The sequence below is a fragment of the Spongiactinospora sp. 9N601 genome (assembly GCF_044326295.1).
Classification (GTDB): Bacteria; Actinomycetota; Actinomycetes; order Streptosporangiales; family Streptosporangiaceae; genus Spongiactinospora; species Spongiactinospora gelatinilytica.
Window position 1 is genome coordinate 180,245 of record NZ_JBIRBB010000013.1, and the last position, 18,945, is coordinate 199,189.

At 69.4% G+C, this 18,945-nt stretch carries 22 protein-coding genes; 11 read left to right on the forward strand and 11 right to left on the reverse strand.

The window, feature by feature from the left end; genetic code table 11:
• Positions 1-251: 251 nt before the first annotated feature.
• Positions 252-1,109: an alpha/beta hydrolase gene (locus ACH34R_RS29400; RefSeq protein WP_397564772.1), complete on the reverse strand. Its 858-nt coding sequence runs from the start codon at positions 1,107-1,109 to the stop codon at positions 252-254.
• A 472-nt stretch (positions 1,110-1,581) separates the two neighbouring features.
• On the opposite strand from ACH34R_RS29400, the gene ACH34R_RS29405 reads away from it, so the two are divergent.
• The 5 genes from ACH34R_RS29405 to ACH34R_RS29425 all read left to right on the forward strand — a co-directional run bounded on the left by ACH34R_RS29405 (position 1,582) and on the right by ACH34R_RS29425 (position 4,870).
• Positions 1,582-1,962: a hypothetical protein gene (locus tag ACH34R_RS29405; protein ID WP_397564773.1), complete on the forward strand. Its 381-nt coding sequence runs from the start codon at positions 1,582-1,584 to the stop codon at positions 1,960-1,962.
• Between the two features lie 10 nt (positions 1,963-1,972).
• Positions 1,973-2,797 carry a hypothetical protein gene (locus ACH34R_RS29410; RefSeq protein ID WP_397564774.1) on the forward strand — a complete coding sequence of 275 codons (825 nt, stop codon included), beginning with the start codon at positions 1,973-1,975 and terminating at the stop codon, positions 2,795-2,797.
• 228 nt (positions 2,798-3,025) lie between these two features.
• A complete protein-coding gene (locus ACH34R_RS29415) occupies positions 3,026-3,331 on the forward strand; it encodes a hypothetical protein (protein ID WP_397564775.1) in 306 nt (101 codons plus the stop codon).
• Positions 3,332-3,501: 170 nt separating this feature from the next.
• On the forward strand, positions 3,502-4,338 hold the full coding sequence (locus ACH34R_RS29420; RefSeq protein WP_397564776.1) for a helix-turn-helix domain-containing protein: 837 nt from the start codon (positions 3,502-3,504) through the stop codon (positions 4,336-4,338).
• A 241-nt stretch (positions 4,339-4,579) separates the two neighbouring features.
• On the forward strand, positions 4,580-4,870 hold the full coding sequence (locus tag ACH34R_RS29425) for a hypothetical protein (protein ID WP_397564777.1): 291 nt from the start codon (positions 4,580-4,582) through the stop codon (positions 4,868-4,870).
• A 55-nt stretch (positions 4,871-4,925) separates the two neighbouring features.
• Here ACH34R_RS29425 and ACH34R_RS29430 read toward each other — a convergent pair whose 3' ends face one another.
• On the reverse strand, positions 4,926-5,369 hold the full coding sequence (locus ACH34R_RS29430; RefSeq protein WP_397564778.1) for a carboxymuconolactone decarboxylase family protein: 444 nt from the start codon (positions 5,367-5,369) through the stop codon (positions 4,926-4,928).
• A gap of 185 nt (positions 5,370-5,554) precedes the next feature.
• On the opposite strand from ACH34R_RS29430, the gene ACH34R_RS29435 reads away from it, so the two are divergent.
• Positions 5,555-7,285, forward strand: a complete 1,731-nt coding sequence (locus tag ACH34R_RS29435) for a serine/threonine-protein kinase (protein ID WP_397564779.1) — start codon at positions 5,555-5,557, stop codon at positions 7,283-7,285.
• Positions 7,286-7,318: 33 nt separating this feature from the next.
• The gene (locus ACH34R_RS29440) at positions 7,319-7,777 is read left to right on the forward strand and encodes a MarR family winged helix-turn-helix transcriptional regulator (protein WP_397564780.1); all 459 of its coding nucleotides are present in this window, start codon (positions 7,319-7,321) and stop codon (positions 7,775-7,777) included.
• On the opposite strand, the gene ACH34R_RS29445 is transcribed toward ACH34R_RS29440, so the two are convergent.
• From ACH34R_RS29445 to ACH34R_RS29455, 3 genes are read right to left on the reverse strand one after another with little or no spacing between them, the layout of a single operon-like run.
• Positions 7,745-8,230 (reverse strand): SRPBCC family protein, encoded by a 486-nt coding sequence (locus ACH34R_RS29445; RefSeq protein ID WP_397564781.1) that lies wholly within the window; start codon positions 8,228-8,230, stop codon positions 7,745-7,747. The two genes, ACH34R_RS29440 and ACH34R_RS29445, sit on opposite strands and share 33 nt — an antisense overlap.
• The gene (locus ACH34R_RS29450; protein WP_397564782.1) at positions 8,230-8,820 is read right to left on the reverse strand and encodes a TIGR03086 family metal-binding protein; all 591 of its coding nucleotides are present in this window, start codon (positions 8,818-8,820) and stop codon (positions 8,230-8,232) included. Before ACH34R_RS29450 ends, ACH34R_RS29445 begins: the two co-directional genes overlap by 1 nt.
• Entirely contained in the window at positions 8,817-9,158 is a 342-nt protein-coding gene (locus ACH34R_RS29455; RefSeq protein ID WP_397564783.1) for an ArsR/SmtB family transcription factor, read from the reverse strand. Before ACH34R_RS29455 ends, ACH34R_RS29450 begins: the two co-directional genes overlap by 4 nt.
• A gap of 115 nt (positions 9,159-9,273) precedes the next feature.
• On the opposite strand from ACH34R_RS29455, the gene ACH34R_RS29460 reads away from it, so the two are divergent.
• Positions 9,274-9,993 carry a hypothetical protein gene (locus tag ACH34R_RS29460; RefSeq protein ID WP_397564784.1) on the forward strand — a complete coding sequence of 240 codons (720 nt, stop codon included), beginning with the start codon at positions 9,274-9,276 and terminating at the stop codon, positions 9,991-9,993.
• Here the strand turns inward: ACH34R_RS29460 and ACH34R_RS29465 are convergent.
• Together ACH34R_RS29465 and ACH34R_RS29470 are read right to left on the reverse strand one after the other, a co-directional pair.
• Positions 9,951-11,192 carry an ROK family protein gene (locus ACH34R_RS29465; protein WP_397564785.1) on the reverse strand — a complete coding sequence of 414 codons (1,242 nt, stop codon included), beginning with the start codon at positions 11,190-11,192 and terminating at the stop codon, positions 9,951-9,953. The two genes, ACH34R_RS29460 and ACH34R_RS29465, sit on opposite strands and share 43 nt — an antisense overlap.
• A gap of 89 nt (positions 11,193-11,281) precedes the next feature.
• Positions 11,282-13,726, reverse strand: a complete 2,445-nt coding sequence (locus tag ACH34R_RS29470) for an FG-GAP-like repeat-containing protein (protein ID WP_397564786.1) — start codon at positions 13,724-13,726, stop codon at positions 11,282-11,284.
• A gap of 259 nt (positions 13,727-13,985) precedes the next feature.
• Between ACH34R_RS29470 and ACH34R_RS29475 the strand changes: the two genes are divergently transcribed.
• The gene (locus ACH34R_RS29475) at positions 13,986-14,918 is read left to right on the forward strand and encodes a DUF2332 family protein (protein ID WP_397564787.1); all 933 of its coding nucleotides are present in this window, start codon (positions 13,986-13,988) and stop codon (positions 14,916-14,918) included.
• A 59-nt stretch (positions 14,919-14,977) separates the two neighbouring features.
• Here the strand turns inward: ACH34R_RS29475 and ACH34R_RS29480 are convergent, their stop codons facing one another.
• Positions 14,978-15,910, reverse strand: coding sequence for an alpha/beta hydrolase family protein (locus tag ACH34R_RS29480; protein ID WP_397564788.1), 933 nt, complete (start codon positions 15,908-15,910; stop codon positions 14,978-14,980).
• Positions 15,911-16,044: 134 nt separating this feature from the next.
• Between ACH34R_RS29480 and ACH34R_RS29485 the strand changes: the two genes are divergently transcribed.
• On the forward strand, positions 16,045-16,611 hold the full coding sequence (locus ACH34R_RS29485) for a TetR/AcrR family transcriptional regulator (RefSeq protein ID WP_397564789.1): 567 nt from the start codon (positions 16,045-16,047) through the stop codon (positions 16,609-16,611).
• Here ACH34R_RS29485 and ACH34R_RS29490 read toward each other — a convergent pair.
• Positions 16,604-16,723 (reverse strand): DUF397 domain-containing protein, encoded by a 120-nt coding sequence (locus ACH34R_RS29490; RefSeq protein ID WP_397564790.1) that lies wholly within the window; start codon positions 16,721-16,723, stop codon positions 16,604-16,606. The genes ACH34R_RS29485 and ACH34R_RS29490 overlap by 8 nt on opposite strands.
• A 56-nt stretch (positions 16,724-16,779) precedes the next feature.
• Positions 16,780-17,610: a helix-turn-helix domain-containing protein gene (locus ACH34R_RS29495; protein WP_397564791.1), complete on the reverse strand. Its 831-nt coding sequence runs from the start codon at positions 17,608-17,610 to the stop codon at positions 16,780-16,782.
• A gap of 167 nt (positions 17,611-17,777) precedes the next feature.
• Between ACH34R_RS29495 and ACH34R_RS29500 the strand changes: the two genes are divergently transcribed.
• Positions 17,778-18,275 (forward strand): ATP-binding protein, encoded by a 498-nt coding sequence (locus ACH34R_RS29500; RefSeq protein WP_397564792.1) that lies wholly within the window; start codon positions 17,778-17,780, stop codon positions 18,273-18,275.
• Here the strand turns inward: ACH34R_RS29500 and ACH34R_RS29505 are convergent.
• Positions 18,259-18,903, reverse strand: coding sequence for a TetR/AcrR family transcriptional regulator (locus ACH34R_RS29505; protein WP_397564793.1), 645 nt, complete (start codon positions 18,901-18,903; stop codon positions 18,259-18,261). The two genes, ACH34R_RS29500 and ACH34R_RS29505, sit on opposite strands and share 17 nt — an antisense overlap.
• Between the last annotated feature and the right edge of the window lie 42 nt (positions 18,904-18,945).

Genomic DNA, 18,945 nt, shown 5'->3' on the forward strand with positions numbered 1-18,945 from the left:
AAAACCACACCGCCGGGCAGGAAGTACCGCCGGCGGTTGTCCGCCACGCCTTGTCCCTGGGCCAGCAGCCGCCCGTCCGGCGTTTTGACGACGGCGCTCAAGCGAACGGCCATGAGCGGTCCCTTCCGGCGGACGCCTGCGGAATTCAAGCCAAAAGGCTACGGCCCCGCCACGGCGAACGAGTCCCGGACCGCTGAAAGAGCTGACGGAGCTGAAAGAGCTGAAAGAACAGGCGCGTCGTACCTGGCGACTCAGCCGATGCCCATGCCGATGCCTATACCGGCGATGATGTCGGCGACCTGTCCCGGCATCGACAAGAAGGGTGAGTGCGAGGAGTCAAGCGAGAACGTGGCCGTCGGGTTGTCCGGGAAGGCCGCGTCGGCCTCGGCGATGAACTTCCTCTGGAGCGCGGGCCGGACGGCCATGTCGCGGGCGCATTTGATGTAGGTGCGGGGGACCGAGCCCCAGCCGTCACGGGTCAGAGTCGTGACGCCCAGGCCGATTCCGGCCGGGCCGTCCGGAGTGAGCAGGCCGAGGGCCGCGTCGGCGGCGGCCTCGGGAAGGTCGCCGTAGAAGGCCCTGCGGAGCTGCCCACGGTAGGCGTCGTCCGGGGAGAGCACGTCGAGCCGGGCCGCTCCGATCGAGATCGGGTCGCCCTTCAGCGACAGTCCGGCCAGGTCGCCCTCGTTCTCCGGCATCTGGGAGTAGGCCAGGGCCGGGACGCCGGACGCCGGCATGAACCCGGCCAGGTACACCGCGTGCGCCACGAGATGCGGCGCCTGTTCGGCGGCGCGGGTGAGTACGGTGCCGCCCATGCTGTGCGCGACGACCGTGACCGGTCCGCCCCGGCCCAGCCGTTCGATCTGGGACACCAGCAGATCGGCCGCCTGATCCAGCTCGATGTCCGCGGCTGGAGACGCCTCCTTTGCGAAATCGTCCGCGGAGAAGGGGCGTCTGAGAATGGACTCGGGCCAGCGGGTGTGCAGACCGTGCCCCGCCATGTCCACGGCGAGGGCCGTACGGCCGGTGGGGGCGAGGAGGGTCAGTACCTCACTCCAGCACCAACTACCGTGCCAGAAACCATGCAGAAAAAGAACAGGGGTGGTCATCGTTACTCCCAGCCATAAACTCCGGATATGAACGCCGCCGAGAAAGATACCGCCCCGGGAAGGCGGTCCTCTAATTAAGTGATACTTCTCACCAGTCGGCCGAACGTGTAAAAATACCTGGTGCCGCAGCCGTTTTCGCTGCTAACGCGATGGCCTCCGGGCGGCCTCGCCGGGCGGGACGGCGGCCGTGGCGTGTGCGGGGGCCGCACCTGGAGCCGAGCGGCCCCTAGCTCGCCGCCGCCACGGTTGCGGCTTGCTCTCAATTGTGCTTCGGGCCGTCGCCGGAACACCCCCACGGAAAGGCCGCATCGATTTCGACCGCGAAGTCCAGGGCAATGGAGTGCTGGTCGGCCCGGCCTGTTATGTCCGACGAGGTGGCACCTGCCGTCGCCGGCATGCGCGATTCAATTCGGCTGCGGGAAAAACGATATGGCTGCTGACTCCAGGTCCACCGGCCGGTACTGTCGGATACATGACTGCGTTGGACGCCGCTCTGTGGGGATTCCTTGGCAGTGCTGTCGCGGAGGCGTTGACGCTGACCGCGTTGATGCGTCCCGCAGGGCGTCGCCGGACCTGGCGGTGGCCGTGGGCCACGAGAGAAGACCGGCCGGCGGTCATCTTCGCCGTGTGCTTACGCCTGTTCGCGGGTGGCGGGCTGGCCACGCCGCTCGGTGTTTCGGGGCAGATGCCGACGGAGTTCGGGTTGTTCGTTTGCGGGGCCGCCGCGCCGTTCATCGTCGCGCGTTTGTTTCAGCTCATTCCCGTTGGCGAGGCGCCCGCCGCCCCCTCGGAGGGCGGTCAGTTGATGCAGGTGGAGCCCTTGAAATCGACCTCGCCGGAGCTTCGGAAGTGAGTGGTGTCCGATGCTGAAGGCCGAGAGCAGAACAGGCCGCCTGGTCCGGGCGCTGGCCGCCGTTCCGCCGGGTGTGGAGGAGCGCAGCGGGCTGGCCGGGGCGCTCAGCGGCGTACATCGGCATCGGCCCGACAGTGATTCCCAGGCGGATTCAGAGGAGCCGAAAAAGCAGTCGTGGGGCGTGTGGGTGCCGTTGCTGGCGGGGGTGGCGGTCCTCGCGGTGGTGCTCTCCGGCGCCCTGATCGCCGCGCGTGGGCGGACGAGCCCGGATGTCGCCACCAACCCCCGGCCGGAGCCGCCGCCCGTGCAGGCGTCGGTGACCCCGCCCCCGCCCTCGCTGACCGGCGATGATCGGCTCCTCTCGGAGCGCATCACCGGCTTCGGACCGGGACGCAAGACCATCACCTGGTTGCAGAACTGCGCCAGGGCGACCTGGCCCGAGGGGCAGGTTCGCGCCCGGTCGGTCCTCCGGTGTGAGGTGATCACCGGGCGGCCCGCGACGAGCGCGTACGCGATCACCTTTGCCGACTCCTCGGCTCTTGATGCCTTCCTGGCGTCCCAGTCCGCCGGGATGGACGAGTCCGCCGGGGGGGACGACTCGGGAAAGGGCGACTGCGCAAAGAAGGACGGCTTCGATTCTCTGGTCGGCTGGACGAGCTCGGAGGGCGTTCCGATAGGGCGTCTCCTGTGCCGCAGGGCGGGGCCCGCGTACCGCCTGGTGTGGTCTTTTGAGAACGACGCCTTCGTGGATGCCAACGGGGTGCCCTTCGCGATAATCGCCGATGGCCGCGACCCGGCGGCGCTGATCGAATGGTGGAAGAAGACCCCCGTTTAGCGTGGGCGATCCCCGCAGGCAGGAGAAACGTCCACCATGCAGCATTCGAGGTGCTCCGAAATCAAGGGGAGGGCATCGGCCCTATGCGCCGGCACGCGCGGCCGGCGAAGCGCCGTCACGAGACCGAGCCGAAGAGATGGTGGCGTCACCCGGCGGCGAGATGGACCGGTGGCGCGGTGCTGACCCCAGAAGACGATCTCCCTGGTCAGAAACGAGGACATCACGCTGGTGCTGGTCCCCACCACGGCCGAGCACTTCTGTGAGTTCACGTTCAAGATGGACGTGCTCGTGAACGGCGTGCGGACCCCGATGAAGCTCGACAACAACGGGAAGCCGTTCCGGCTCAACGCACTGATCGAGAAAACGGACAAGAAGAGGGACGATCTCACGCGGATCGACGTGACCGCTTATGACGTGCTGTACGTCCATACCGAGAACGACGTGAACCGCCGGCGTCCCGGCGGGAGCCGGTGGGACCCCGCCGCATACGAACGCGCGTACGACGACTACCTCTCGATCCTGCGCGATGAGTGACCCCCGTCGTACCGGCCCACCCCGGCCGGGCCTTGACGCGGCGCCATTCCCCGAACAGGATCGGGGTCCCTGCCATTCGCGAATACAGGGAGAACTCGGAGCATGAGGCCGCGGTTTCCCATCGGCACCCGTGCCGACGACCATGACGCCGGCCGGTAGAGCCGTACGACGTGGCGCAGGTACAAGAGGCACGTACGGCCATCGGGCGGCGGTTGCGCGAACTCCGGCAGGACGCCGGGCTCACCGGCACCGCGCTGGCCGAAGTGCTCGGCTGGCCGCAGTCCAAGGTCAGCAAGATCGAGAACGGCCGGCAGACGCCGACCCGGGCCGACATCGTGGCCTGGACCCGGGCGGCCGGGGAGGAGAAGGCGGCCGGGCCGATACTCGCGCGGCTGGAAGTGCTGGAGACCATGTACGCCGAGTGGCGGCGACGGCTCGGTACCGGCACGTCGGCGCGGCAGCGGGCCAGCATCGCGCTGGAGGCCGCCGCGACGCACATCCGGGCCTTCGAGACCACCATCATCCCCGGGCTGCTCCAGACGCCGGACTACGCGCGTCACCTGCTCGCGCAGTCCATCGCGCGGCACGGCCTGCCCGACGACGTGGACGAGGGCGTACGCACGCGCATGCAGCGCCAGGAGATTCTGTATCGGCCGGGCAAGCGCTTGCATTTCGTGATGACCGAGGCCGTGCTGCACTATCGGCTGTGCCCGGCGGAGGCGATGGCCGGGCAACTCGACCGGCTGATGGCGCTGTGCGCGATGAGCACGATCCGCGTCGGCGTCATCGGTTTCGAGGTGGAGCTGAGCGAGTCGCCCAAGCACGGGTTCTGGGTTTTCGACGACCGGCGGGTGCTGATCGAGACGGTGGGCGCGGAACTGACCCTCACCCAGCCACAGGAGATCACGCTGTACGGCCAGGTGTTCGACCAGTTGGCGGCCCACGCGAGCTACGGGCCCGAGGCGCGGCGGCTCATCGCCCGGGCGCTGGACGGCCTGCTCGGCTGATTCGCCCGGCCGATTCCCCGCAGAATTCTCGGGGGGTGTCATCGTGAGAATAATTTCGAATATGCGAGAATAATTGTTGCCGTGGATTAAGGCCGGAACCTACCGTCCCGAGTGTGCGTAACGACAGGTCCATCAGGGGGGCGAGCGCGAGACCGTACGGCGGGCCCGACGCGCCGCTGCCGGACACGCCCCCTCGGTATTCGCCGGGACACCCCCGCACGACCCGTTTTCAGGAGAACTCGTGGATGACATGACCGCCCGGGACCGTGCTCATCTCAAAGCGCTCCGGAGCACCTTTTCCGACTGGCGCATCGAAATCGTGGACGGCTACTGGCACGCCGCCCGCCGTACGCCGCCGACTCCGCAGCACCGGGAACAAGGCGTCGCCTCCGTGCTGACCTGCGAGGGCCCGCTCGACCTGGCCGCCGCCCTGACCGGCCAGGTCGCGCGCACGGCCGCGGCACGGGCGCCGGAGATCCGGCAGCCGTGCGCGACCGCGTGCCTGGAAGACCCCCCACCAGCGGCCAACTAGGCAAGAAGCCTCCGTCCTAGGCAATAGGCCTCCGTCCTAGGCAAGAAGCCTCCCGTCACCCCCAGGTGCCAGCGACCTGCTTTGTGGTGACGTTCAGGCAGTTGAACAGGTTGGTGACGGCGATCATCATCGTGATGGACGCGATCTGCTTTTCGTCATAGTGCTCGGTCATGGCGTTCCAGATCTCGTCCGGCACCGGATCGGCATTGTCGCTCAGCCTCGTGGCGGCCTCGGCCAGTGCCAGAGCGGCCCGTTCGGCGTCGGTGAAGAACGGCGCTTCCCGCCACGCCGCGACGGCCCACAGGCGTTCGTCGGTCTCGCCCGCCCGCTTGGCCGCCCGGGCGCCCATGTGAACGCAGAAGCCGCATCCGTTGATCTGGCTCGCCCGCAGATGAACGAGTTCCAGGGTACTCTCGGGCGCCCCGCCCCCCTTGGCGCTCTTGAGCAGGTCCTGAATGGCGGTCAGGGCGCCGGGGAGAAGTCTCGCGGGGCTTTCCATACGTGGTCGCATCGGTGCCTGGCCTCTCGGATCGTCGGTCGCTTTCCCCCCGATGACGGAGCGCGTGGCGAGAGTGTGACGACCTCCCCGCAGAAATCTTCAGACGGGCGTTGTATCGTGCCAATCCAGCGCTCCCGGCGGCAGAAAGCTCGGAAGGACTGACGGTGCGGCTACGTCCTCTTCGATTGAACGACCCCCGCGAGGTGGCCGGGTACGCGCTGCAAGGGCTGATCGGCGAGGGCGGGCAGGGCACGGTGTTCCTGGGCGTCTCGCCGTCCGGCGAGCGGGCGGCGGTCAAGGTGCTGCACGCCGGCCTCGCCGACGATCACGACGCCAGACGCTACTTCGTGCGCGAGCTGACCGCGCTGCAACGGGTGGCGCCGTTCTGCACGGCCAGGGTGCTGACGGCGGACCCGGCGGCCGACCCGCCGTACGTGGTCAGCGAGTACGTGGACGGGCCCTCCTTGCAGCAGGTGATCCGCGAGCAGGGGCCGCTGACCGGGCACGGGCTCGACCGGCTGGCCGTGGCGACCGTGACGGCGCTGGGCGCGGTGCACGCGGCGGGTGTCGTCCACCGCGACTTCAAGCCGGCCAACGTGCTGCTGGCCGCGGACGGCCCGCGAGTGATCGACTTCGGCATCGCCCGGCCGCTGGAGGCGACGGCGGCGACGGTCAGCCGGGTGGTGGGCACGCCCGCGTACATGGCGCCGGAGCAGTTGGCGGGGCATGCTGCTGGGCCGCCGATGGACATGTTCGCGTGGGCGTGCACGATCGCGTTCGCGGCCAACGGACGCCCGCCGTTCGGCGTCGAGCCGCTGCCCGCGGTGATCAACCGCATTCTGCACGCCGAGCCCGACATCGGGCCGCTGAGCGGCATGCTGCGCGACTTCGTGGTGGCCTGCCTGGCCAAGGACCCGGGCCTGCGCCCGACGGCCCGCCAGGTGCTGCTGGGCCTGATGGAGGACGGCCGGGGCACCCCGCCCCAGCCGGTCCCACCCCCGCCCCGCACACTTCTGGACAGCCCCCCCACGCCCCCACCCCCCGCCTCGGCACGCCCGCTCCCGACCGGCCCGGGGACCCCGCCTCCACCGCCACCCCGGGTGAGCGGCGCCACGAACCCGACGCCTCCGCCGCCCCCGGCCGGCCGGACGGCCCCTTCGCGCCTGTCGCACCTGGGCGTGCCGATGCCGCCCGGAACCCCGGCACCGGGCGGCCCGGCCCGCCGCCGGACCACCGTGATCACCAGCGTGGCCATGGCCGTCATCGCCGCCGCGGCGACCACCACGGCCGCGCTGCTCATCTTCCGCCCCGACACGACCGTGACGACCAACCCGACCCCGACCCCGACCCCGACGGCATCGCCACCCGCCCCCCCGATCGCCAAATCGCCCCGGCTCGGCGTGGAATTCTGGCAGGACGGCAAACTCGCGCCGATGTCGATATCCGACGACGAACGCCCGCTCACCGCGGTCACCCTGCGCCCCGGCCCCGTCGAAATGCGATTTCCCACGCTCACCGGCGAGCGCGCACTACAGATATGCGCGTGGATCGACAACACCGTCGTCCCGATCCGCGGCGGCGGCAAGGTCGCGGATCACCCGTGCCTCAAGCCGTACACCGGAGTAGCGGACTCCGAGCACGGCTCGGGCACGCTCTACCTCAACCGGGAAGGCCACAACTACCTGGCCGGACCCCGGGTCGCCCAGCAGACCGGCAGCCAGGACAAAGTCCTCTTCTCCCGGATCCACCGCGACGGTGCCGCCACCTCCCTCGCGCAATTCAACGGGACGCTGTACTTGACCGCCTTCACCGATCTCAACGGCGACGGCGTCTTCAAGAGGGCGGGCCCCGGCGAATACGAGTACTTCACCCTCACCTTCACCCATAACGAAATAAAGCCACCAGGTGGGTCATGAATAACGGTAGTCGACCGGTCTATCCTCGGACCCGTGGATTCACCGTCACCGCTGCCGGTCGAGACCGGGCAGGAGCTGCGGGTGGTGCAGGAGGTCACGCACCTGATCCTGCGGCTCACCGAGCGGCTACAGGACAACTACGCCAGGCACGCCGCGCGGCTGGGGCTGACCGCCGGGCAGGCCAAGGTGCTGATGGCGCTCCGGCCGGAGGAGTCGGTGCCGATGCGGGTGCTGGCCGAGCGTACCGGCTACGACCCGTCGAACCTCACCGGCCTGGTCGATCGGCTGGTGGCCCGAGAACTGGTCTCGCGCAGACCGGACGCCGTCGATCGGCGGGTCAAGGCGCTGACCACCACGCAGCAGGGCGAACGCTTGCGGGTCGCCTTCTGGCGGCAGATCCACGGTGACACCGGGCCACTGGCCAACCTCTCCGGCGAGGAACTGGCCGGCCTGCGCTCCTCACTGCGTACCGCTCTCCAGCCCACCGACTAGAACCGCGTCCAGGCGGACGTAGCCCTCCTCCATGCCCCTCGCCATCGGCGAGGCCAGCACGAGATCGCGTACGGCCTGCGATTCGTACAGCATGGTGCTGGTCAGCGTGGTACGCCCGGCCGTCTCGGTGAAGTCGTGGCTGACCAGGCACTCCCCGTGATACCAGTGATCGTCGAACGACTCGGTGTAGACCAGCCGGACCTCCGGCTCGATCTCCCGGTAGACGCCCCCGGACGCCATTCCCGCGCCGTCCGGGCCGCGCCAGACGAACCGCCAGGCCCCGCCCACCCGCAGATCGACCTCGGTCACCACCAGGTCCCACCCCTGCGCGCCGTACCAGCGGCGCAGCAGCGCGGGCTTGGTCCAGGCGGCGAAGACCAGCCCGCGCGGGGCGGCGAACTCACGGGTCACCACCACCGCGCGGTCGCTCGGCGTGTGGACGGCGACGGCCATCAGCGGCGTGCCGGGTCGCGGCCGATCATGCCGAGCAGCCGGTCCTGCAAGGGGGCGTCGGCCGGGACCTTCACCTCGGGGCCGAAGACCACGACGCCCGGCCCGAACGCGCCCGGGGTGCGGAACTGCGCCAGCAGCTCGGCGGGCAGCGAACTGGTGCCCGCCCACAGGCGCTCGACGTCCTGCGGGTCGATCGTGTCGTCCTGGCCGGTGGCGCGGGCGAGGTCCCACCCGTGCAGCGGCAGGTCGTCGCTGACCACGCGGTCGACGTGCCCCTCGGCCGACACCCGCCCGCCCGGGGTGTCGCACATCGTGGCGGCCACCGCCGGGTCGGCGAGGATCGCCTCGACGTCGGCGCGGGCCGCGCGGAAGGCCGCCGCCGGGTCCTCATCGACACTGGGAGCGGGGCTCAGCGTACGGCCCAGCGGGGCCAGCATCACCGCGTGCATGTCGATGATGTGGCGGACCACGTCACGGGCGTCCCAGTCGGCGCAGGGCGACGGGTCCGCCCACAGCTCCGGCGCCACGCCGTCGATCAGGTGCGCGAAGGCGTCGGCCCGCCGGCGGTAGCGGTCGGCGATCTCATTCATCGTTCATCCCCTCCAAGGGACTGTATGTCGTGCAGCAATGAGTCCAGCCCCTGGTACCGGACCTCCCAGAACTCCCGGTAGTCGGCCAGCCAGTCGGTCGCCGCCTTGAGCGCGGCCGGTTCCAGGCGGCACGGCCGGCGCTGGGCGTCCCGGCTCCGGGAGACCAGGCCGGCGCGTTCGAGCACCTTGAGGTGCTTGGAGATGGCCGGCTGGCTCATCGCGAAGGGGGCGGCCAGCTCGGTCACGGTGGCCTCGCCCGACCGCAGCCGAGCCAGAATCGCCCGCCGGGTCGGGTCGGCGAGCGCGGCGAAGGTGGCGTCGAGCGCGTCAGGGTTCATTCATTGCCTCTTAGTTAAATAACCACTTAGTTTTATACACGTCCGGCAGCCCCCGAGGCAAGCCCGCCGTAACTTTCGTTGACGGATGCCTGCCGCGCTTGAGAACGTGCCAAATGTGGGCAAAGGCTATGGATGGGGGTGGCGGATCGGGGCCGTCGCGGTGGTCTGGTCGGCGGGCTTCCTCGTACTGGGAAGCATGATCGGCCAGCACCGCCTGCTGGGCGCGCCGGACTGCGGGACGGAGGACTCCGCGCAGGAGTGCCTGCACCCCGCCGACGCGCTGGTCAGCGGGAAACGGATCGACGAGACCAGCCAGAACGGGATGATCCTCCGATTACAGGTTCGGGTGGGGGAGGAGTCCGCCGAGTTCAACCCGCCCCCCGAGGTGTTCGACCGGCTGGACGCCGGGGACACCGTGCAGGCCCGGCTGTGGCGCGGCAGGCCCGCCTTCCTGGTGGTGGACGGCCGCCGGGTGGGGGGCGTGGGTGATGACGCGCGGGCGACCTCGCTGCTGGGGTTCATGCTGGTGATGACGGGGGTCTTCCTCACGGTCCACCTGGTGGCGAAGGCCGTGCGGGGGCGGCGGTATCGCGCGGCGGACGTCTTCGGGGTGTTCCTGGCGGGGTGGTTCGTGCTGGCGGTGCCGGCGGTGTGGGGGCTGAGCGTGACGCCCGACCCGCTGCCGGTGCTGGTGGCCCTGGCAGCCGGGGTACCGTTGCACGTCCTGGCGTACGTCGCGGTCCTCTGTGCCCGCCACGCCCGCTTCGACCGGACGGCCCGGGGCCGGGAAGATCAGGGTGTGCCCTTCGCGAGCCGGGACCGGCCGGCCGCCTGATCGCCGGCACCGCTCTCGACCTCGTGGTCCTCACCGAAGAAGACCCGGTTGCGGGCCTGCCCGATGCCGATCAGCAGCGCCCCGCGCACCACCGGCCCGCCCGGCACCTCGGAGGCCACCACGCGCGGCCTGCCCAGGCACATGCCCGCGACCGCGCGTTCGACCCGCCCGGCCAGCGCCGGGCCGCCCGTCGAGCCGACGTCGCTGCCCAGCACCACCAGCTCCGGATCGAGGACCGTGCAGATGGAGGCGACGCCCAGCGCGATCCGCCGGGCCAGCTCGTCCAGGAAGGGCGCCCCGGCCGGGCTCGCGACCGCCGCCGCCACGCTGTCCCGGACGTGATCGGCCCGCAGGCCGTGCTCCCCGGCGAGTTCCTGAACGGCCTGCCAGCCCACCAAGGTCTGGAAGGCGGCCCCGACGCCGCCCCTGGCCCGATCCACCACGCCGTCGCTGACCGGTGCGCCCGGGACGGGCATCCAGCCCAGCTCGCCCGCCGTACCGGTCGCGCCGCGCAAAAGCTGATCGCCCACCATGACGGCCCCGCCCGGCCCGAGCCCGATCCACACCAGCACGAAGCCCCGCACGTCGCGCGCGGCCCCGAGCGCGCGTTCGGCGACGGCCGCGAGGTTGACGTCGTTGTCGATGGAGACGGGCACGCCGAGCCGCAGGCGCAGCCGGTGCAGTACGCCGGGCTCCCAGGCGGGCAGGTCGTAGCAGAAGCCGACGTCGCCGGTCGCGGGGTCGATGACCGCGGACACGCCGATCATGCAGGCGCGTACCTGCGACAACGCGATCCCCGCTTCGGCGGTGAGGCGTCCGGCGAGGTCGTGTACCGCCGTGACGGGGTCTTCGGCGACGTCGGTCGGCACGGTGAACTCGGCGAGAGTCCTGCCGGTGATGTCGGCCAGGATGGCCCAGGTCGTCTCCATGTCCACGGCGAGGCCGATCACGTAGCCGCTCGCCGGGTTGAGCCCGTGCAGCGCCGCGTTGGGGCCGCGCCCGCCCGCCTGCACCCCGGTCTGGACGATCACGCCGCGTTCGGCCAGGCGGGCCAGGACGTGGTTGATCGTCACCTTGGACAACCCGGTGGCCTCGCTGATCTGCGCGCGGGTCAGTATGCCGGACGACCCCAGCAACTCCAGCACGGCGCGGTCGTTCAGCTCCCGCAACAGACGCGGGCGCCCGGGGTTCGCGTTCATGTGCACATCCTGGCGCGGACCAGGACGGAGCGCGACCCGTACGGCGTGCCGCCCGGGAGTACGGGCGGCACGCCTTCTCAAAGGGGTCGTTACGGGTGGAATGTTTTGAAGTAGGACGGCGGGAGCCTGTTGAGCCAGAGGTGGGTGACGCCGGTCCAGCCGATCCGCAGGAAGTCGTCCTTACCGTCGCCGTCCATGTCGGCGAGCTGGATGTCCTTGGGCGGCAGGCCCGGGTCGGCGGTGATCCGGCCGATGTCGCGGTAGGTGCCGCCGCCGCCCTTGGCCCCCTCGTTGATCCAGGCCCGAGCGCCGCCCGAGGGGGTGATCAGGAGGCGGTCGGCCCGATCGTCGCCGTTGATGTCGGCGTACCTGATCTCCCGAGGGAACTTCAGGGCACCGCTGATCTTGGCCGGGTCGGCCCAGTCCAGGTAGTGGCGCGTCGGCCGCTGGACCTGGAAGCCCCTGTTGTACCAGGCGGTGGTGGTGCCGTCCGGGTCGATCAGCAGGTAGTCGTCGCGCCCGCCACCGGTGACGTCCGCGAAACGGATCTGGGTGGGCGGGACGATCTTCAGTTGGCCGTCCTTCGCGTGGACTCCCGCGATGCCGTCGTACTTCTGCTTGCACATCCGCTGACCGGAAGGGGCGTCCGCCTTCCAGGTGTAGGCGTCGATGTTCCCGTTCAGGTGCACCACCGCGCAGTCGGGGAAGCCGTCGCCGTCCAGGTCGGCGAAACGCAGCATGTTGCCGACCGAACCGCCGGGCGGCCGGTAGGAGTTGTTGCCCTCGACGAAGGGCATCCAGCCCTCCCCGGAGGGGCCGCTGTTCCACCAGAACCGGAAGGTCTGGTCCGGGTACACCGTCACGAACTCGGCCTTGCGGTCCTTGTTGATGTCCACCACCCAGAACCGGTTACTGGAGGGGTACTCCGTCCAATTGATGACCCCCGCGTCATCCCAGCCCTCGCCCAGCTTGTTCGGTGCCGGCACCGGCACCGGCTTGCCCCGGCCGTCGTCGCGGAGGCCGCACGGGTTGGACCACTCGTTGTCGGCCTGCGGGTTCGGCGCGTAGATCCACCCCCGGTCCATGGCCGTGCCGGCGGCCTGGACGAACGCTGCGGCGATCTTGTCGTAGCCCTGGTCGTTGGCGTGGACGCCGTCCCAGCCGACGTCGCCGTGCTGGAGCCCGGAGATGTCGGCGTAGACCACCCGCAGGCCGCTGCCGACCAGCCGGTTCACCATCGCCGGTATCTGCGCGGTGAACGCACTGCCCCGCGCGCGCCTGGCGGCGTCGTGGAACGGCTGCGTCCCGGCCACCAGCACGGCCACGTGGGGGGCGTCCGCGCTGACCTGCCTGATGAGGTTCTCCAGCCGATCGATCGCGCCGTCCATCCTGTTCTGCATGACGTCGTTGCCGCCGGCCATGAGGGTGATGAGGTTCGGCTGGTAGGTCTTCACCGCGCATTTCGCCTTGTCCGCGATCAGGTCGATCGTGTACCCGCCCCAGCCTTCGATCTCCCGGTCGGCCATCGTGCCCACCTGGACACTGCCCACCCAGTCCACCAGCGGGGTGTCGTCTTTGGCGCCCGTGACCTGCGCGTCCGAGGCAACGGACGTGCGGCGCTGGCTGATCAGCCGCTGGAAGCCCTGGTCGGCGGAGTCGCGGAAGCCATTGCCGTCCGAGCTGCCCTCACCGTACGCGGAGGACGACCCCAGCCCCATCGGGCGAAGGGTCCGGGCCACTTCCCATCCTCTGCTCCTGGCCAGTTCGATCAGCCTGTCCACCATGGAGTTCGTCATGTTCTCGAGGAAATCGGCCGCGTCCTTCCACCAGCCCCTGATGGCATCGCAGATCTTCATGAAGAGGGGTCGTGCCTGGGTCTTCGCCCACGCGTTGAGCCCCGACTCCCAGGCGAGCGCGCCCGCGGCGGCGAGAATCCCGTAGGCGAACGCCTCGCCCCAGGCCTTCGGGTCCCCCAGTTTGTGGTCGATGACCATGAGGATGAACTTTGCGACGAACGTGCCGACGAACGCCCCGACAGCCGCGCAGACCGGCCCGGCGATCGGGGCGCCCTCCGCGAAGAAGGCGTAACAAGAGGCGCGGACGAGGAGCAGCACCAGGATGCCTGTCGCGGTCGCGAGAAACTGCTGCCAGAAGGTGGAATTCGGGGTGATGTACTCCGTCGGCACGCGCAGCGAAATACCGGTGGGCTCCGCGACCAGCTCGCCGTCGAAGTCGACCCATTGGGCAGGCGGGTCGCCGGGAAGATACTCCTCCCACCTGTTGAATTCGTCTCTGAACGTGTCACTGAGCCGGTCGTTCCTGGCCTGGAGTTCGTCGATGAACTTGTTGGTCTTCTCAATGTCGATATGCTCGATCTCGAAAAGAATGATCGTTTTTTCGGCGGTGGTCGTCACCTTGACGTCGTCTCCGACCCCGGCGGCGGCGAGCGCTTGGGTCATGGACTTCGTCAGCGGTGGACGCGGCTGCGCGTTCGCCTGCGCGGGCAGGCTCGCGAGGGCCACCGCGATGACCATGAAAATCGCGATGGCGCGCCTACCGGAACTCCAGAGCCTCATCTGTACCCGTTTCTTATGATCATGCTGACCTCGCTGCCGAGCTGAATGACCGGCTCAGCCGGAGCATGGTGCGGCCTGGTGATCAGAAGTGTGGACGGAGTGGTCGGGACAGGGTCGATAAAGTGAACAACTGATTGCGCGCTCTGCGGCCGGCGTGTGCCCCGGCCGGCCAGGTGAAAGCACGGTGCGGCCAAAGCGCGGAAAGGGTTGGCCTGCGATGACCGCGGAGATGTACGCCGAGTTCGCCGTTCGGGAGGCGCGTGGAGTGTCGCCGGTTTATGAACGGCTGGCGTCCGCCGTGTCTCGCGACGAGGTTCTCCTGGGACTGCTGGCCGGGCTTCCGGCGGCCAAGCGGCAGCCGAACCTGTTGTTCGGAGTGGTCCGGCTGCTGGGCGGGCCGGTGGAGGATCCGGCGGAGTTCCATGACTTCGCGGTGGCGCACTGGCCCGAGATCGAGGCCGAGATGCGGGTCCGCATCACGCAGACCAACGAGGCGGGGCGCTGCGCCGTCCTGCTGCCGCTGCTCGCCGCGCTGCCACAGCCGCTCGCGCTGCTGGAGGTCGGCGCGTCCGCGGGGCTGTGCCTCTACCCGGATCGGTACGGCTACCGATACGGGGACCGCGCCGTCGGTACCGGCGAGCCGGTGCTGACCTGCGCGGCCACCGGCCTGACCCTGCCTGTGGAGCCGCCCCGGGTGGTGTGGCGGGCCGGTCTGGACCTGAACCCGCTGGACGTGACCGACCCGGCCGACATCGGCTGGCTCGACGCGCTCATCTGGCCCGAACACGAACACCGCCGCGCCCGCCTCCGCGCGGCGGCGGCCGTCGCCGCCGCCGACCCGCCCCTGCTCGTGCGCGGCGACCTGGTGGACGACCTGCCCGCCCTGGCCGCCCAGGCCCCGGCGGGCGCGACGCTCGTGGTGTTCCACACCTCGGTGCTGCACCTCGTACCGGAGCGGCGGCGGGCGGCGTTCACGGCGATGGTCACCGGCCTGCCGGGACACTGGATCGCGAACGAGGGCGCGGGCGTACTGCCCTACGACGCACTGCCACCGCCCCCCGCCGCCGGCTCACTTCACGTACTCGCCCTGGACGGCCGGCCGATGGCCTGGACCCGGTCACACGGCCAGGAGCTGAACTGGTTCTCCTGAGGTCACCCGGTGCGGTAGCCGTCGCAGACATATGCTCCCCATCCCGGGCACCGCGCCCGTCAGGCCGGCTGACCGGCCTGCTTGCTGTCGATCCGGCCCAGGGGGTGGGGGGTCGATTCCAGGACGGCGCGGGCGGTGGGCCAGGCGGGGTCGGCGGGGTTCAGGGCGGTGCGGAGGAAGGCCGTGGTGAGCTGCTGGAGCAGGGCCAGGCGTTCGGGGCTCTCGTCGGTCGTCTCGGCGACGCGGTGTCCGGCGACGCCGCCGAGGGTGTGCTCGGCGCCGAACAGTGTCAGCAGGCTCTTGTCTCCGGGGCTGAGGTGGTAGCCGTCGGTGATCCAGTCGGGTCCGCGCAGCGACAGCGGCGAGTCGTCCTTGTCGCCGGCGACCAGGAGGGCCGGGGTGGTCATGAACTCGAAGGCGGGGTTCATGAAGGGGAAGTGCTCGGCGGCGAAGGGGGACAGGTCCTGGCCGCCCTGTCCGGGCAGGGCGAGCAGCACGCCGGCCGTGACGCGGGGGTCGGACAGGTCCTGTCCCGGGGTGCCGTCGGCGTCCAGGATCCGGGCGCCGAGGAGCATGCCGGCGCTGTGGGCTCCCCAGGAGTGGCCGGCGACGGCGACGCGGTCGCGGTCCAGGCGGCCGGTCAGGCCCGGCAAGGCGGCTTCCAGGACGTCGAGGCCGTCGATGACGCGCTTGAGGTCTTCGACCCTGATGCGCCAGATGTGGGGGGTGCGGGGGTCGTCGGGAGGCAGGGCGAGGGTGCGGGAGTCGAGGTGGGTGGGTTGCACGACCACGAAGCCGTGGGCGGCCCAGTGGTCGGCCAGAGGGGCGTAGCCGTCCATGGACCAGCCGTGGCCGTGGGAGAGGACGACGACAGGCAGGTGGTCGCCGGTGGCGGGGGCCGTGACGCGGACCTGGAGGTCTTGGCCTCGTCCGGGGGCGGGCAGGATGACCGGCCTGACAGATACGACGGGGGTGGTGGGCGATGCGGGCATGGTGGTGCCTTTCGGGGTGGGCGGGGTTGGCCGCGGGGTCTTCGTTCTGGCAGCATGTGGAAGTGGGACAGTGTCCCGCTTACGACTATATGGGACAGTGTCCCGTTTAGCAATCCGACCTTGGAGGCAATGGCGTGGAGGAGTCCCGTCCGAAACGGGCCGATGCGCGGCGCAACGAGGAGAACCTGCTGCGCGCCGCCGCCGCGGTGTTCGTCACCTCGGGTGTGGAGGCGCCGATCCGTGACATCGCGGCCGAGGCCGGCGTCGGCACCGCCACGATCTACCGCCATTTCCCCACGCGGGCCGATCTCGTCATCGCCGTCTACCGGCACCAGGTGGAGTCCTGCGCCGAAGCCGGTCCGGCCCTGCTGGCCGCCTGTTCGAGCCCGTACGCGGCGCTGCGGCAGTGGGTCGGCCTGTTCGTCGACTTCCTGGTCACCAAGCACGGACTGGCCGCGGTGCTACAGCCGGACAACACCGGCTTCCAGGCGCTGCACGCCTACTTCCTGGAACGCCTGGTGCCGGTGTGCGCCGACCTGCTCGACGCGGCGGCTGCCGCCGGCGAGATCCGCGGCGATCTGGACGCCTTCGAGCTCATGCGCGGCGTGGGAAACCTGTGCATCGGGGCCGATGCCGACCCCCGCTACGACGCCCGCCGCCTGGTCGGGCTCCTCGTCGCAGGCCTGCGTGCCCCTATTTGAGGCTGTTGAGGAAGGTGGTCCACTCGGCGGGGGTGAAGAGGAGGATGGGGCCGGTGGGGTTATTGCTGTCCCGGATGGCTATGGTGCCGGGGAGATTGAGGGCGACTTCCACACATTGCCCGTGGATTCCGCTCGCGGTGGCATTCCGCCAGATCGCCTAGTTGACACTCACTTTTTCCATCGCTGTATCGCGTTCTTGATCAACGATATGGACTGACTCTGTGGGTACGCGTCCGCCCTTATGGTGTCAAACTGGATATGTAGCTTTGAGACTATGTCGAAATCGACTGTGACGAATGGACCTACCAAGGAGTCAACGGTGGCCACATCGGGATCGAGGGGAAGGGTCGCGAGCCCGAAGGCGCAGGTCAATCCCCGAGTGCAGGCTGCGGATAGAGGAACGACCTGAATGGTAACATTTGGCCGTTCTGTCATCTCCACAAGGTATTCGAGCTGGTTCCGAAGGGATTGCGGGCCGCCTATCGGCCGGTCGAGGACCGCCTCGTCGATGAGTGACAGCACACTGGGCGGCTTGTCCTTCTCCAGGATATCCTTCCGAGCCAGCCGTTCGGCGAGGCGTTCTTCCGCCCACTTGGAACCCTGGCCAGCCCCTCTGTAGATGGCGTACGCGTAGTCCCGGGTCTGTAGAAGCCCGGTGACCAGCAGAGGGTCCCAGAACTTGATGGTGACGGCCTGACGCTCGACGTCTTCGGCCCAGCGCATGGTCCACGTCCGATCGTCGATGGCGCGGACGATGCGGTGATAGTGAGTGGCGAAGACGCTTTCGTCGGTAAGGCCGAAGATCTCGTCAAGGCGCTCGGCGTAACCGGGGCCCGGCGTCTTGATCGCGCGTTCCCACTGGCTGATGAGGCTCTGGTGGACGCCGAGCCGCGACCCGACCCCATGTTGAGTCCACCCTTTGGCCGCCCTCTGACGCAGCAGCTCCTTGCCGAAGATCTTTCGTGCCATATAGACCGGGTCTGGGGGGATCGTGCGCATTTCGCTCCTTTGTCGCGAGACCTCGTAAGACTCTTAATGCGCCGGTCGCCATAAAGGTCTCCCAGCGTCTGCGTATAACGCTTACCGCAACAAGCGAGGGGCGGCAATCTGGTTGAGCGTTTCGGCAAAGAGGGTATCGCGCTACCCGGTGAAAATGGGGCGATTTGATGGCGTTTCAGAGCGAGAGCCTTGCACTGGTCCCCCTCCCCGGCGCTGTTCGGGTGGGCAGGCAATACACGCGGGCGACCCTACGTGGCTGGGGCTACAGGGACGAACGATTCGAGAGCGATGTCGAGCTGGTGGTCTCCGAGCTGCTCACCAACTCCATCCAAGCCCTCGGAGTCACCCCCGAACCCCACCACACCACCACACTCCTCAGTAAACAATCCCTCATCCGAATCACCCTCATCAAAACCGACGAAACCCTACGCATAGAAGTCTGGGACCCGGCCCCCAGAATGCCGCGTATTCGCGACCGAGTATCCGCCGACTCCATCACCGGACGCGGCCTCGAAATAGTGGACGCCATAGCCGAAAGCGTCGGCTGGCGGGCCCCGTACGACGACCTTCCGCTGGAGGGAAAAGTGGTATTCGCGATCCTCGCGCTCCCCGAAAGGCACTGCGAGAACGGCCCTCAGGGCGACCGGTTCACCCGAGTCCCTTGACGAGCAGGTCCAGCCCGTGCGTGAAGTGCCTGGCATAGTCGCTGCTGCTGAGCGTGGCCGCCGCTGCCGCCAGGTGCGGGTAGCGCTCTGGCTCCAGGGCCGCGCGCAAGCTGCTCGCCGCGTCGCCGGCGGCCGTGCCGATGGCCTGCTCCTCCAACGTGTGCCCAAGCGTGAAATGCACGATCGCCAGCGTCGAGCGGGCCGCCGACTCGGCCGACCGGCCCGCATCGCGCAGTACGCCCACCAGGGCCTCGGCGTAGGCGAGCGTGTTGGGCCCGGCGGCGTGGGTGCCCGCGTAGATGCGCGCCCCGTCGCGGCGGCGCAGTAGCGCGGCGCGCAGCCGCCCGGCCAGTTCGATCACCTGGCCCTGCCAGGTGTCCTGGTCGGGGGGCGGGTCCGCGCAGCCAGCCAGCATCTCCTCGGCCATGGCGGTCAGCAGGTCCTGCTTCGTGGCGAAATACCGGTACAGCGTGCCCACCTGGACGCCGAGCGCCGTGGCCAGCCGGCGCATGGTCAGCGCGTCCAGGCCCTCCTCGTCCACCAGGCGCAACGCGGTCGCGACCGCCTCCGGGGCGGCCATCTTGGCCGGGCGGCCCCGGGGGCGCTGCGGGGTTGACGAGGTTTCCATGTCCGGTGATACTAGTGAACCCGATTTAGTGAACGCTGTTCA

Coding starts and splice junctions, on each gene's coding strand:
- ACH34R_RS29430 (WP_397564778.1), bottom strand. CDS start 5,369: ATGGAAAGCCCCGCGAGACTTCTCCCCGGCGCCCTGACCGCCATTCAG.
- ACH34R_RS29455 (WP_397564783.1), bottom strand. CDS start 9,158: ATGAACCCTGACGCGCTCGACGCCACCTTCGCCGCGCTCGCCGACCCG.
- ACH34R_RS29465 (WP_397564785.1), bottom strand. CDS start 11,192: ATGAACGCGAACCCCGGGCGCCCGCGTCTGTTGCGGGAGCTGAACGAC.
- ACH34R_RS29445 (WP_397564781.1), bottom strand. CDS start 8,230: ATGGCCGTCGCCGTCCACACGCCGAGCGACCGCGCGGTGGTGGTGACC.
- ACH34R_RS29470 (WP_397564786.1), bottom strand. CDS start 13,726: ATGGTCATCGCGGTGGCCCTCGCGAGCCTGCCCGCGCAGGCGAACGCG.
- ACH34R_RS29450 (WP_397564782.1), bottom strand. CDS start 8,820: ATGAATGAGATCGCCGACCGCTACCGCCGGCGGGCCGACGCCTTCGCG.
- ACH34R_RS29475 (WP_397564787.1), top strand. CDS start 13,986: ATGACCGCGGAGATGTACGCCGAGTTCGCCGTTCGGGAGGCGCGTGGA.
- ACH34R_RS29495 (WP_397564791.1), bottom strand. CDS start 17,610: ATGCGCACGATCCCCCCAGACCCGGTCTATATGGCACGAAAGATCTTC.
- ACH34R_RS29500 (WP_397564792.1), top strand. CDS start 17,778: ATGGCGTTTCAGAGCGAGAGCCTTGCACTGGTCCCCCTCCCCGGCGCT.
- ACH34R_RS29405 (WP_397564773.1), top strand. CDS start 1,582: ATGACTGCGTTGGACGCCGCTCTGTGGGGATTCCTTGGCAGTGCTGTC.
- ACH34R_RS29505 (WP_397564793.1), bottom strand. CDS start 18,903: ATGGAAACCTCGTCAACCCCGCAGCGCCCCCGGGGCCGCCCGGCCAAG.
- ACH34R_RS29410 (WP_397564774.1), top strand. CDS start 1,973: ATGCTGAAGGCCGAGAGCAGAACAGGCCGCCTGGTCCGGGCGCTGGCC.
- ACH34R_RS29400 (WP_397564772.1), bottom strand. CDS start 1,109: ATGACCACCCCTGTTCTTTTTCTGCATGGTTTCTGGCACGGTAGTTGG.
- ACH34R_RS29480 (WP_397564788.1), bottom strand. CDS start 15,910: ATGCCCGCATCGCCCACCACCCCCGTCGTATCTGTCAGGCCGGTCATC.